Below are 14,071 nucleotides of genomic sequence, written 5' to 3'. Positions count from 1 at the left end.
TCATGCAAGATCTGAAAGCCGATATCCTGGTGATCGGAGCCGGGTCAGGGGGGTTGTCCGTGGCCGCAGGGGCCAGCCAGATGGGGGCAAACGTCATCCTGCTGGAAGGTCACAAGATGGGCGGCGATTGCCTGAACTTCGGATGTGTTCCGTCCAAAGCCCTGATCGCCAGCGCCAACGCAGCCCATGCGCAGGCCCATGCTTCGGTGCTGGGCGTGGCGGATGTGGCTCCGCAGGTGGATTATGCTGTGGCCAAAGATCACGTCCGGGACGTTATCGCCCAGATCGAACCGATGGACAGCCAGGAGCGGTTCGAGGGCTTTGGCGTCAAAGTTATCCGCGAATATGGCAGTTTTGTTTCTCCGACCCATGTGCAGGCGGGTGGTCACCTGATCACTGCGCGGCGTGTGGTGATCGCAACGGGTTCTTCCCCCCTGGTGCCGCCGATCCCCGGGTTGGATCAGGTGCCGTATTTCACCAACGAGACCATTTTTGACCTGCGCGACAAGCCCGATCACCTTCTGATCATCGGCGGCGGGCCCATCGGCATGGAGATGGCGCAGGCCCATATTCGGCTGGGATGCAAAGTCACTGTGATCGAAGGGATGACAGCACTGGGCAAGGATGACCCCGAAGCGGCCGAGGTTGTTTTGGAGACTTTGCGCGCGGAAGGCGTGGTGATTCACGAAATGGCAATGGTCGCGCAGATCAGGGGCAACGCTGGCACGATTGAGGTAGTGACCGAGAATGGTGACGTCTTCTCGGGCTCGCATCTGTTGCTGGCGGCGGGGCGCAAGGCAAACACAGACCGCCTGAACCTTGAAGCCGCCGGGATCGAGCTGACCCCTGCCGGGATTAAGGTTGACGAGGCGTTGCGGACCACCAATCGCAAGGTCTATGCCATCGGTGACGTCGCTGGTGGGCTGCAATTCACCCATGTGGCCGGATATCACGCCGGGATTGTCATCCGCTCGGCGCTGTTCGGCCTGCCGTCCAAAGCGAAGACGGCGCATATCCCGTGGGCCACCTATACTGATCCGGAACTGGCGCAGGTGGGTCTGACCGAAGCGCAGGCGCATGCACACCATGGTGACAAGGTCGAGGTCGCCCGTTTTGACTATCATCACAATGACAGGGCGATTTCCCAGCGGAAAACGAAAGGCTTCATTAAGGTCATGGTCGTAAAAGGCCGGCCCGTGGGCGCTACAATCGTGGGTCATCAGGCGGGCGAACTGATCAACTTGTGGTCGCTGGCCCTGGCCAATAATCTGAAGATGGGTCAGGTCGCCGCGATGGTGTCCCCCTATCCGACGATCGGAGAGCTTAACAAACGCGCGGCGGGCGCTTATTTCTCGCCAAGGCTGTTTGAGAATCAGACAGTTAAACGAGTGGTCAGGTTCGTCCAGCGCTGGATCCCCTGACCGGGAAAGGAGCGCATATTGAACTCGCTGTCGGGCCGATTTCTGATCCTGACGACGGTCTTCGTGATGTTGGCCGAGGTGCTGATCTTTGTGCCATCGATTGCGCGGTTCCGCGAAGATTTCCTGCTGAACCGTCTTGAACGGGCCCAGATCGCCTCGCTGGCGTTGCTGGCTGATGACATGCTGGCCGAAGATCTGGAGGCCGAACTTCTGGCCAATGCGGGCGTCTACAATGTGGTGTTGCGGCGTGACGAGGTGCGTCAGCTGATGCTGTCCTCACCGATCCCCGAGCCGATCACCAAGACCTACGATCTGCGCGACGCGAGCCCTTGGGTTCTGATCCGGGACGCGATGGCCCGGCTGTTCACTCCGGAAAACGAAGTCATCCGAGTGATAGGCGAGCCGGTCAAGGGTGCCGGGCTGCTGATCGAAGTGACGATCGACAGCGCGCCGCTGCGCATGGCGATGACGGACTACGGCCTGCGAATTCTGGGGCTGTCCTTCGTGATTTCCATCATCACCGCCTTTTTCCTGTTTCTTGCGGTGCGTGTCGTTCTGGTGCGTCCGATCAAAAGCGTGGTCGGATACATGCAGCGTTATGCCAGCGCACCTGAGGATGCGCGCGGCATCATCTCGCCGGATTCCCGGGTGACGGAACTCAGGGAAGCCGAGGAGGCCCTGCAAATGTTGCAGAAGGAGCTGACGCAGGCCCTGAAACAGCGTGAACGCTTGGCTCAGTTGGGTGGGGCCGTGGCCAAGGTCAGTCACGATTTGCGCAACATTCTGACCTCGGCACAATTGTTCACGGACCGCATCGAATCCAGTGACGATCCGGTGGTTCGGCGTCTGGCCCCCAAGCTGGTGAATTCGATCACCCGTGCGGTGTCCTTATGTGAAAGCACGCTGGCATTTGGCCGCGCCGAGGAACCGGCACCCACATTGACCATGGTCCGGTTGCGCGATGTCGGTGAAGATGTTGTGGCCAGTGAAAGGCTGGCGGTTGCCGATTCTTGCGTGGAAATTGTCAACAACCTGCCGCAGGACCTGATCGCCCGCGCCGACCCCGAGCAGATGTTCCGGGTCATGATGAATCTTGTTCGCAACGCGCGTCAGGCGCTTGTCGCCTCGGGCAAGCCCGGGAAGATCACGATAGAAGGCCGTGAAGACGACGATAGCTGGTGCGTTGAAGTCCGCGACAATGGTCCGGGCCTGCCCCCGAAAGCGCGGGAAAACCTGTTTACCCCGTTTCAGGGCGGCGTCCGCAAAGGAGGTTCGGGTCTGGGCCTCGCGATATCGCAGGAACTGGTGCGCGGACATGGCGGAGATCTGGTGCTGAAGCACACAGGTCCTGACGGAACCACCTTTGAAATAAGCCTGCCGCGCGGCGACCGGACTTTTTGAAAGTTTTTTTGAGAATCGACTTGCACGTCCCCGGACCTGGGTCTAAATACCGCCTCACCAACGCGGACCGATAGCTCAGCTGGATAGAGTACTTGACTACGAATCAAGGGGTCGGGGGTTCGAATCCTCCTCGGTCCGCCACTTGGTGATTTCCCTGAATTTTGTTGAACAACACTAGGTCGCTAAAACCTTTGCGTCATATGATTGTAGCCGCGCTAGCGGGTTTCATTGAATTTTCGCCAATGACACCAGTATACTTTCATTAAGTGGTATTTTTGTTGTAGTTTCATGTCGGCGCTCAGCGGAATGCTGGCAAAGAAGCTGGTAGAAAATCTTGGTCCGGGACGACACGGTGACGGTTCTGGCTTCTATCTTGTTGTAGATCCATCGGGCGCACGGTGTTGGATCGTACGTGTTACGGTCAAAGGGCATAGAACCGCACGGGCGCGCCGCTTCGAACGGACTTAGGTTTAGGCGGCGCGGATGTAGTCAAACTGAACCAGGCTCGAGAACGAGCCCTCGAATAGCGGCGAATAGCGAAAGCCGGGTGGAACCCGCGCTTCAACGCCAAGCGCGAAATTCCAACTTTTGAAGAACTCAGCCGGCAGGTTCACATTGACCGCCTGCCAACATGGAAGAATGCCAAGCATGGCCAGCAATGGCTCAACACTTTGCGCTATTATGCGGTCCCCAAGATCGGCCGTATGCCCGCAGATAGCATCGATCAGCCCGAAGTGCTGATGTGCCTGTCGCCCATCTGGACTGAGAAACACGAAACCGCAAAGCGACTGTCGATGCGGATAAGGACGGTACTCGACGTGGCGAAGTCCAACGGCTTTCGCTCGGGCGAGAACTCGGTGACCGCAATCCGCGAAGGTAAGATGCTGCCCAACGTCAAAGCCATGGTCCAGCACCATGACGCGATGCGTGGCGAGAGGTGCCCGCGTTCTATACCGAGTTGCAGACCCGCTCTGCTGTGGCTGCCAAGGCGCTCATATTTGCCTTAAAACAGCGTTCGATGTGTTCTGTGTGACATACAAAAGCCGGCTTCGGGTTACTCGTGACATTACTTGCGAATCCTAAATAGTCGAAACTATTTTGCGATAATTTCCAATACAAGAACTAGAATAACGTATCTCTTGATGGGCAGCGCGCTCGCGTGCTTCACTTTTGTGGCTATGTCAGCCTCAAGTTTCGCTGGCCAAAAAGGACCGGAAGGCACGACCTTCCCGAAAAAAATTCCAAGCGCACCACCGTCCGAAAGGGTGAGAAAAACAAGCGCGGAAGTTTCCCAATATGGAGATACCAGATGAAAAGAATTGCAACGCTACTAGGAAGTGCTTCGGTCGCGATTGCCGGCCCGGCTATGGCCGCAGATATCGTGATCGGTGTGCCGAACTGGGCCTCGGTGAATGCCACGGCACATATTCTTGAGGTGGTGATCGAAGAAAACCTTGGTCTGGACGTGGAACTGCAAAACGGCACGAATCCGATTGTCTTCGAAGCCATGGACAGCGGCTCGATGCACGTCCACCCAGAAGTGTGGATGCCCAACCAGCAAAACCTGCATGACACATATGTCAAAGAAAATGGCACGGTTGTCATGAACCAAAACCCGGTTCAGGCCGAGCAGGGCATGTGTGTCCCGACCTACATCGCTGAACAGCATGACATCAAGTCAATTGACGACCTGAGTGACCCGGACAAGATGGCGATCTTCGATACAGACGGGAATGGTACGCCTGAGGTCTGGATCGGTGCTCCGGGCTGGGCTTCGACCGTTGTCGAGAAGATTCGGGCCAAATCTTATGGCTATGATCAGATATTCGACCTGACGGAATACGAGGAAACCATCGCCTATGCCAACCTGGCAAACGCGACCAAGGCGGGCGATCCGTGGATCGGGTTCTGCTACAGCCCCCACTATATCTTCGTGACCCAAGACCTGACGGTTCTTGAAGAGCCGGCTCATGACCCTGCCACCTGGACAATTGTTCAGCCAACCGATGACCCGGATTGGCTGTCGAAATCCGAAGCGTCCACGGCCTGGAACGGCGCAACTCTTCACCTGCACTACGCGAAAGAGCTGGAAGAGAGTTATCCTGAAGTGGCCGCTCTGTTCAGCAACTATCAGATGTCAGGAGATGATCTGAGCGCGATGGGCAAGGCTCTGGCTGTAGACAACGTCGAAGCCGCGGATTTTGCCAAGCAGTGGGTGGCAGAGAACGAAGATACCGTGATCGGCTGGCTAACCAACTAAACTACGACCTTGCAGGCCGTCGCGGAAAATCGCGGCGGCCTTTTTTCTGTTGGGCAGGGCTATGCCCTGTGGGGGATAAATGGACGAACCTGTCGTAAAACTGGAAAACGTTTGGAAGATCTTCGGCGCACGTGCTGAAGAGGCAATGCAAGCTGTCCGAGACGAAGGAATCGGCAAGCCGGAAGTTTTGGAACGGTTCAACTGCGTTGTCGGTGTTCAGGGTGCCACATTCGAAGTGCCGCGTGGCGAAATCTTCTGCATCATGGGGTTGTCCGGTTCGGGCAAGTCCACGTTGGTACGACACGTGAACAGATTGATCGAGCCGACGGCCGGCCGGATCGAAATCCTGGGTCACGATGTATCGAAACTATCGGAATCCGAATTGCGCCGCATTCGCGCCCAGCAAATCGGCATGGTCTTTCAACATATGGCGCTTATGCCTCATCGTTCCGTCCGCGATAACGTGGCTTACCCCCTGGAGATCAGAAAGGTCCCGAAATCCAAACGTTGGGCTGTTTCGGATCACGCTTTGAGCCTGGTAAACCTAACGGGTTATGAGGACCGCCTGCCCAAGGAGCTTTCCGGCGGGATGCAGCAACGCGTGGGGATCGCGCGGGCGCTGGCGTCGGACCCCGAAATCCTGTTGATGGATGAACCCTTTTCCGCCCTTGACCCTCTGATCCGCCTGCAGTTGCAGGACCAGTTCAAGGCGCTTGTAGCGCAGCTAAAAAAGACCACGCTGTTCATCACTCATGATCTGGATGAAGCCATTCGCATAGGTCACCGAATTGCGATCATGAAAGATGGGGTGATCGTACAGATCGGCACGCCGGAGGATATCGTCATGAACCCATCCGACGATTACGTGCGCGAATTTGTTCAGGGCATCTCCAAGCTCAAACTGGTCAAAGCGCATTCCATCATGGAACCGATGGACAGCTATTCAGGGCCACTCGACGGTGCGCCCAGGGCGGACGAAGGCGCGGATCTGGACCAACTGATCGATCTGGCCGTGAATTCGGAATTGCCGGTCGTCATAACGGATGCGGGCAGTGACGTGGGTGTCGTGACCAAGCCACGCCTGTTGCGTGGTATTCAGGGGGGCAAAAATGACTGACGCAACTTCTGAGCTTAAAGTAACGGCCGCCTCTGACATCGAGGTTGATCGCGAGGCTCTTGATATTTCCATCAAGAAGTTCGCTGGTCCGAACGGAGCCTATTACGTCAACGCCTTTCACAAAATCCACGACGCTACCAGTGCAATTCCCAACACGTTCAACACGTGGGCGGCGGTGCTGGGGCCGTTCTGGTCCGCGTCACGGGCCATTTGGGGCATGTTCTGGACGTTTCTGATCCTCGAGATCATCGCGTGGGTCCAAATCGGCAGAGGCGCGTGGGGCAATCCGGGTGCAGACTTTGCAGAGCGTGCCGCCCGTCAGCAAGAGCGCGCAGCCGAACTGCTGGCCCGAGCGGCGGACGCAACTGAAAAGGCGGATATCGATCGGTTCACCAAGCTGGCTGAGAACATTCAGAAAGCGGCTGATACCAGCTTGGAAAGGGCCGCTGCTGCCCAGTCCGAGGCCACGGGTATTCTTATCACCGGGTTGCTGATGTTGCTGGTTTTCAAGGTGGTTCAGGGTTTGTATGCCGACCGAGTCTACGAAAAACAGTATTCAAACTGGCGTATCGACCCGGGCAGCACGGAAAGCGGACGCTCGACCCGAAACACGGTTTTGGGCGCAATCCTTGTCGCCGCCATTGGTCCCTTGATCGTTTACAAGTTCACCGTAAACGCGTCGCTTCCTTTGCTGGATGCTTTCCCCGAGCAGCAGGTATCCGCGATGATATTGGGAGAGGGCAACGGCACGTTGTTCTCAAACCTGGCTGGCTGGATGGAAGAAAAGATAGACGCGGCCGCTGCAGCAGGGGGCGACGTCTTCGACGGGATAGTAGCCGGTGTGCGTTCTGTTCTTGATGCGTTGACAGTGGCACTTATCGGCTCACCTTGGCCAGTTGTCATGCTGGTCATCTGTGTGACCGCATGGCGCGCGGCGGGACCAAGGGTTGCCATCTTCACCGCAGCTTCGTTGGCCTATATCGCTTTGCTGGGCTATTGGGACGTAGCGATGGAAACCGTTGCTCTGGTGGGTGCGGCGGTGTTGCTCTGCGTTGTCTTCGGCATTCCGCTGGGTATCTGGTTTGGCAAGTCTAAGCGCGCTTATCGCGCGGCGGAACCGGTGCTGGACTTGATGCAAACGCTTCCGGCCTTCGTTTACCTTATCCCGATCATTGCCTTCTTTGGCACCGGCAACCCGCCGGGCATTCTGGCCACGATCATCTTCGGAATGCCGCCGGTTATTCGACTGACGGCACTGGGAATGCGGGGCGTTCCGGAGAGCATCAAGGAAGCCGCCGTCGCCTTTGGGGCCTCGAAATGGCAGTTGCTGAAAGACGTGGAAATCCCGCTTGCCTTGCCATCGATCATGACAGGTGTGAACCAGACAATTCTGATGTGTCTTTCCATGGTCGTAATCATCTCGCTGATAGGTGGTGGCGGCTTGGGCAAAGAAATCCTGGAGGCACTGCAATATGCCGCCAAGGGGCCGGGCCTGCTGGGCGGCTTCGCAATTCTGTTCCTCGCCATGGTCATGGACAGGATCGTGCAAGGCGCATTCCGGCGAGAAGACGAGAAAATCTAACCATCTGCGCCCCCGGTTCTTTCCGGGGGCGTTTTTCATTGACCGGAGAAAACAATGGCCGATCGCTACGAACAGTCCATGATGGACAATCTGTATTGGTGGGGCGTGCCTACTCTGTTTCGTTGCCCCAATGTCGGGCCCAAGGGGCAGGACATTGCATTGGCAGGCGTGCCGCACTCAACCGGAAACGGCACGACTGAGAGGGACCAGCATTTGGGCCCACGCGCCTTGCGGCACGTCTCGGCCGTTCAGCGCAGGGTGCATTCAGTTTTTGAGATCGACCCATGGAACAGTGCGCGGATTACCGACGTGGGGGATGTGCCGTTCCCGAAGGCGAACGACAATGAGGATTGCATCGAACGGATCACCGAATTCTACAAGGACATCGACGCGGCCGGTGCACGCCCGGTTTCTGTCGGCGGAGATCACTCCATCACTGGTGGGATAGTACAGGCGTTGGGATGTGGAAAATTGGCCGGCGGAGAACCTGTCAGTTTCCTGCATCTGGACGCCCATACGGATGTTTTTACCAAGGTTGACCACTTCCTGGGGGCCAAGAAATCAGCGGCACACTGGGGGGCTTATCTGGCCGATCAGGGGCAGGTGGATCCGGCACGTTCGATGCAGATCGGCTTGCGGGGCCATCCACGCAGTCTGGACTGGCTGCAGCCTTCTTACGACTATGGCTACAACATCGTGACAATGCGCGAATTTCGTCAGCGCGGGCTGGAGGATGTCGTGGCCCAAACCAAAGAGGTGCTGGGCGACCGGCCGGTTTACATCACGTTCGACCTGGATTGCCTTGACCCAACCGTTGCGCCCGCAGTCTCTAACCTTGAGCCGGGTGAAAAGGGGTTTGACATCGATGAGGCGGTTGGAATCCTGAGAGCGGCGCGCGGGTTGAATATCGTTGGCGGTGATGTGGTTTGCATGATGCCCACAAAAGACAGCCCCAACAACATCACTGCCCTGACCGCCGCAGCAGTGATGTTCGAGATGATTTCGATGATTGCCGAAAATGTCGCCGCGGATTAACTGCGGCGCGCCTCGACAGCTTGGGCCAGGACACAAAGTAATTCGAACATCAGCGAAATACCCAGCCACGCTGTCCCACCCTCAGGATCGAAGGGTGGCGACACTTCGACAAGATCGGCACCGACAAGGTTCAGGCCAGCCATCTTGCGAATGACCTGCTGGGCCTGAAAACTGTTGGGCCCGCCAATTTCGGGTGTTCCGGTGCCGGGCGCATAGGTCGGGTCCACGAAGTCGATGTCATAGGTGCAGTAGGTCGGCTCCGTTCCGACAATGCTGCGCACTTCATTCATCACATCTTCGATGCCCCGGTCGAACAGTTCTTCGATGCGGATGATACGGATGCCCTGCGCTTCACCCCATTCGATGTCTTCGGTGTTGTATGCCGTGCCGCGAATTCCGACCTGAACAAAGCGTTTGAGGTCCACCAACCCTTCCTCAACAGCGCGGCGGAACGGGGTGCCGTGCGTGAATTTGTGGCCGCCGAAATAAGTGTCGAACAAGTCCGTGTGACTGTCGAACTGGATGAGGCCAACCGGGCCCGAGGCGGCCAGGGCACGCAGAACAGGCAGGGTGGTCAAGTGATCCCCTCCGGCAGTCAATGGCGTGATATTGCGCGCTTTCAGCTTCGAATAGTAGCGAGTGACCCGTTCCAGCGTGTCTTCTATGTCGACCGGATTGGGGGCGACATCTCCTAGGTCCGCGCAATTCGCCTGCGAGAATGGCGCGACGCCCGTGACCGGGTTCATCGCCCTGATCATCGTGGAGTAATCCCGAAGTTGCCGCGGGCCATGCCGTGCGCCCGGGCGATTGGTGGTACCGCCGTCCCAAGGGATGCCGACAAGGCCCAATTCGACATCCGAGATGCGTTCGTGATCCAGATCCAGAATGGGCAGGCGCATGAATGACGGTATGCCCGCAAACCGGGCAAGCTCCATGGCTGAAACCGGTTGAAAAAATGAATCGGCCATGGCTTCCCATCCTCTGCAAGTTTCTTCAGTGACCCTAGCGGTTCAGCAACGGGCTGGGAATGCCTGTAAGACTTCAGGTCAGGATACGAAAACGTCGGCGAATTTCGGCGTCCTGCTCGGAGGTGAGATACTCGGGGTGATGCGAGCTCAAAACCTCTCTGGCGACTTGCCGGGCGGATGACCATGCGTCCCTCGCACCTTCGGTTTCCCATGTGCGCGGCTCCCGGCGATCAGCGAGCTGAGGATAAAAGTAATCTCTCTCCATTGCTTCATATGTATGTGCGCTGCCCAGAAAGTGCCCGTCACCCAAAACCGAATTGCAAATGGCGTCAAAGCCGAGATTCGCTTCGGTGACCTCGATCCCGCGCAAGACCCGATAGGTGTGAGAGTGCATTTCGTTGTCCAGCACAAAGGCCTCGAAACTTGCACCCAACAGGGACGCAGTCATGCCTGAACTTTCATAAATCAGGTTGCCACCGGCCAATGCGGCTGCAAGCGACGTGATGCCTTTTTCAGCCCCGTACTGGGCATCAATGGCCTTGGCATCTGCCATCGAAGCGGCCACGCCCGAAGGCAGTCCCAGCCAGTTCGTGATCTGCGCCGAGGCGGCATTCAGGATCGCTGTCTCGCCGCTGCCGCCTGCAAATGAACCGGTTCTGAGGTCTACGATGAAGGGCCAATTGGAAAAAATCATCGGAAAGCCGGGTTTGATCGTGTTGACCATCACGAGACTGGCAAGCGTTTCGGCCAGTGACTGCGCCAGAAATCCGGCCAGGGTCGCCGGAGCGGTTGCGCCCGCTTGCGCAGCCGTGATGCAGGACATTGGTATGTTATGGGCGATGCACTCATAAACGACGTCCACCGCGTCTTCGCCATATCGCATCGGTGAAATAACCGGGCTGATGTGCGCTTTCAGGAAAGGACGTTTGGCGAACTCACCGACCCCTCCGGCGACGATGTCCAGCATCTCGACAATGGGGCGGACATGTTTGGCCAGCGTGAAAGAGGTGGCGACCGGTTTGGTCGTATTCCGCACCAAGGCGTAAACCGTATTGACGTCCAGATCAAACACGTCCGGGACATCCGTTGCCACGCAGCACCGGGTGAACCAACTGACATTGGCCAGTGTGTCCTGTAGTCGGGTGAAGTCATGCAGATCAACCAATGTAGAGGGACGATAAAGCCCACTGTCAATGTCGAGCGTCTGAACAGCCGCGCCGCCAGTGCCAAAGTACACACGATCCCCGCCCACATCGATAGACCGGCTTTCATCCCGGCCATGGAACATGAAACTTTTGGCAGCGGAATTAATGGCTTGCTGGACCATTGAACGTGGGAAAACCAGCCGCCCCGGTTCCCGGTCCCGTGCCCCTGCGGCCCTTAGGTCGGCGGCAAGCCTATCCGGTACATTGCCCATGCCCAGCTCTTCCAGGAGCCGCAGGGCGGTATCAAATACCTGTTCTATTTCCACGTGGTTCAAAGGTTTGTACGAACCACCTGTCTGACCGGGTGGGCAGGGATCGAATGCTGGCTTGGCTGCACGCTGTGCGTGCCGCGCTTTCCGACCGCTGCGTTTTGAGCCCTCCGATGACATGTATCCCAATCTCTTTGCGTCTTCGTTGCACCGTAAGGCGCAAAACACACGGGCATCAAAGGAGAATTGCCGATTTCAGAATCCGAAATTGCGGTTTCGATTTTACAGTACCGACGACTGCCCTGTTGTCTGCCCAACCCGTTATTCAGCAAGACTTGTGCCGAAACCGAGGGAGCAAAGACCATGAAGTCGCGTACCAGAGTCGTTGTGATCGGAGGCGGGATCGCTGGATGTTCGACGCTGTACCACCTGACCCAAGAGGGTTGGACAGATGTGGTTTTGGTTGAACGGAACGAACTGACCTCGGGCACGACCTGGCATTCGGCCGCACAGGTCACAAATTTCGGGATGAACCAGACCATGGTGGGTCTGAAGTCTCATTCGATCCGCCTGTACAAGGAACTGGCCGACGATCCGGATTACCCGATCAATTACCATCACGGAGACGGCGGAATACGTCTGGCGAATATAGAAGCGCAGATGCAGGGCTACCGTCACTTCGCATCCATGGCGCGGGGCATGGATGTACATTTCGAGGTGATCGATGCGGATGAATGCGCCCGCCGCCACCCGTTGATTTCGACCGACAACCTGATCGGTGGGCTATGGGATCCGTTGGACGGTGACATCGACCCGGCCCAACTGTGTCAGGCCCTCGCGCGACGGGCGCGCAAAGCCGGTGCGGAAGTGTACAGAAACACGCCTGTAACAGCTTTGACGCAGCACAACGACGATACCTGGACCGTGCATACCGAGCACGGAGACATCGACTGCGACATAATCGTCAACGCCTGTGGTTACCGGGTCAACGAGGTTGGCACCATGATGGGAGTTCATCATCCCGTGTCCTCCATGGAACATCAGTATTTTCTGACCGAAGAGATCGAGGCCATCCGGGATGCCGGGCACCGGATGCCGCTGCTGCGCTGCCCAATCAGCGACTACTATTGCCGACAGGAAAAGAACGGTCTCTTGCTCGGGTTCTACGAGCAGGGGTGCAAAACATGGGGAATGGACGGGATCGATCCAAACTTCGTGAACGCACTTTGTCCGGATGATCTGGACCGTGTAACTGATGTGCTCGAGGGTGCATTTGCGCGGATGCCTGCCTTGATGGAGGTGGGCATTCACACGGTCGTAAACGGGCCGATCACTTATTCAATTGATGGTGCCCCGTTGGTTGGGCCGATCCCGGGCAAGCGCAATGCGTACTGCATCATTGGTCTGCGAGCCGGGTTGGGCGAAGGCGGCGGGCACGGGTGGCTGTTGGCACAGCAGATCGTGCATGGTGAGGCATGTTATGACACTTGGTGCCTCGACCCGAGGAGGTTTACAGGGCACGCGAACGTAGAACTCACTGCTCTGAAGGCGATTGAGGATTATCAGAACGAATTCAGGTTCCACTTTCCACATGAACACCGCCCAGCCGGCCGTCCCGCCAAAACGACGCCTCTGACGCCTATTCTCGCATCCGAAGGGGCGGAGTTCACGGTAGTCAATGGATGGGAAAGGGTGGATTACATCAAACCTCACCCTGATTTCGCGCCGTCACTCAGTTTCGATTTTGACGAAACCTTCGATCTGGTTGCTGCCGAAGTCGATAACGTTCGCACTGGTGTCGGGTTGGCGGAAGTAAACGGGTTCAACCGGATTGAGATCACCGGAGTGGACAGGCACGCGTTTCTGGATCGGATGTTTTGCGGAGTTGTGGGTAAGCGCGAAGGGCGTGTTGGGTTGGGCTATCTGCTGAACCATCACGGTATGGTCAAGGCGGAAGCAACTGTTGCCAATCTCCCTGCCAGTGATCGCGGTCCAGCACGGGTTTGGTATGGCTCTGCCGCAGCGAGCGAGTATCACGATATGGACTGGCTACAGAAGCATCTGCGCAACGATGAAGACGTTCAGATGCGCAGCTTGACGAATGACCAAACCATTCTGGTTTTGGCTGGCCCCAAGTCGCGCACTGTGCTTTCTGACTGTGCCAGAGGTGATTGGTCTGCGGACGCATTCCCCTGGCTCAGCGTACGAGAGTGCTTTGTCGGCATCGCTCCTGCCACGGTCATGAACCTTAGTTTCTCGGGAGAGTTGGCCTATGAGATCCATGTCCCAAACGCCTCTCTCTATGCGGCCTATCTTGCGCTGCGGGAGGCGGGCGAAGGGTACGGGCTGAACCTGTTTGGTGCCAGAGCGGTTGACTCGATGCGCATGGAAAAAAGCTTCCTGCACTGGAAAGCCGATTTGATCACCGAATTTGATCCTTGGGAAACGGGGCTGGACAGGTTTGTGCGTCTGGACAAGGGCGAATTTATTGGGCGTGAGGCGCTGTTGAAGCGGCAGTCAGAAGGGCTTCGCCGCAAGCTGGTTCCCCTGCGCATTGATGCAACGCGTGGTCCGGCGCATCCCGGCGCGTCTGTCATGCTGGGCGATAAGGTCGTGGGGACTGTTACCTCTGGGGAATGGGGTCATCGTACAGGATTGAACCTGGCGCATGCATTTGTTCGTCCGTTCATCTCTGAGGTTGGCAGCGAAATGGAGCTGGATAGTTGCGGGCAGCGTTTTGGCGCGACGGTCATAACGTCCAGCCCGTACGATCCGGAATTCGCCCGCATGAAAGGTTAAAAACGACATCTCAGCCAACTTCATTGTTGCCGCAAGGGCGAATCTTTGCTTCGCTAGTTTCGAACTAATCGAAA

10 protein-coding genes and 1 tRNA gene are annotated in these 14,071 nt (G+C 57.2%); 9 read left to right on the top strand and 2 right to left on the bottom strand.

Annotated elements, in window-relative coordinates; translation table 11 throughout:
* Positions 1–2: 2 nt before the first annotated feature.
* The 8 genes from AC2FIR_RS17190 (at position 3) to AC2FIR_RS17155 (ending at position 8,816) form a co-directional block, all read left to right on the top strand.
* Positions 3–1,421: a dihydrolipoyl dehydrogenase family protein gene (locus tag AC2FIR_RS17190; RefSeq protein WP_496744883.1), complete on the top strand. Its 1,419-nt coding sequence runs from the start codon at positions 3–5 to the stop codon at positions 1,419–1,421.
* Between the two features lie 15 nt (positions 1,422–1,436).
* Positions 1,437–2,822, top strand: coding sequence for an ATP-binding protein (locus AC2FIR_RS17185; RefSeq protein WP_480911910.1), 1,386 nt, complete (start codon positions 1,437–1,439; stop codon positions 2,820–2,822).
* Between the two features lie 64 nt (positions 2,823–2,886).
* Positions 2,887–2,963: transfer RNA gene (locus AC2FIR_RS17180), tRNA-Arg, on the top strand.
* A 392-nt stretch (positions 2,964–3,355) separates the two neighbouring features.
* Positions 3,356–3,829 (top strand): phage integrase central domain-containing protein, encoded by a 474-nt coding sequence (locus AC2FIR_RS17175; protein ID WP_496744917.1) that lies wholly within the window; start codon positions 3,356–3,358, stop codon positions 3,827–3,829.
* A 302-nt stretch (positions 3,830–4,131) separates the two neighbouring features.
* Entirely contained in the window at positions 4,132–5,082 is a 951-nt protein-coding gene (locus tag AC2FIR_RS17170) for an ABC transporter substrate-binding protein (protein WP_170613702.1), read from the top strand.
* A 79-nt stretch (positions 5,083–5,161) separates the two neighbouring features.
* Positions 5,162–6,199 (top strand): quaternary amine ABC transporter ATP-binding protein, encoded by a 1,038-nt coding sequence (locus AC2FIR_RS17165; RefSeq protein ID WP_170678494.1) that lies wholly within the window; start codon positions 5,162–5,164, stop codon positions 6,197–6,199.
* Positions 6,192–7,781, top strand: coding sequence for an ABC transporter permease (locus AC2FIR_RS17160; RefSeq protein WP_170613698.1), 1,590 nt, complete (start codon positions 6,192–6,194; stop codon positions 7,779–7,781). The genes AC2FIR_RS17165 and AC2FIR_RS17160 overlap by 8 nt, the downstream gene beginning before the upstream one ends.
* 54 nt (positions 7,782–7,835) lie before the next feature.
* A complete protein-coding gene (locus AC2FIR_RS17155; RefSeq protein WP_496744881.1) occupies positions 7,836–8,816 on the top strand; it encodes an arginase family protein in 981 nt (326 codons plus the stop codon).
* On the opposite strand, the gene AC2FIR_RS17150 is transcribed toward AC2FIR_RS17155, so the two are convergent.
* Both AC2FIR_RS17150 and AC2FIR_RS17145 read right to left on the bottom strand, forming a co-directional pair.
* Complete coding sequence (locus AC2FIR_RS17150; protein ID WP_496744879.1) at positions 8,813–9,784, bottom strand: agmatinase; 972 nt, start codon at positions 9,782–9,784, stop codon at positions 8,813–8,815. The two genes, AC2FIR_RS17155 and AC2FIR_RS17150, sit on opposite strands and share 4 nt — an antisense overlap.
* 73 nt (positions 9,785–9,857) lie before the next feature.
* On the bottom strand, positions 9,858–11,378 hold the full coding sequence (locus AC2FIR_RS17145; RefSeq protein ID WP_496762791.1) for a trimethylamine methyltransferase family protein: 1,521 nt from the start codon (positions 11,376–11,378) through the stop codon (positions 9,858–9,860).
* 183 nt (positions 11,379–11,561) lie between these two features.
* Here AC2FIR_RS17145 and AC2FIR_RS17140 point away from each other — a divergent pair, with 183 nt between their 5' ends.
* The gene (locus AC2FIR_RS17140; RefSeq protein ID WP_496762789.1) at positions 11,562–13,997 is read left to right on the top strand and encodes a GcvT family protein; all 2,436 of its coding nucleotides are present in this window, start codon (positions 11,562–11,564) and stop codon (positions 13,995–13,997) included.
* Positions 13,998–14,071: the final 74 nt, after the last annotated feature.

The organism is Ruegeria sp. CDSB136, assembly GCF_059610965.1.
The sequence above is the reverse complement of the archived record's forward strand: the minus strand, read 5'-3'. Positions and strand labels throughout refer to the sequence as shown.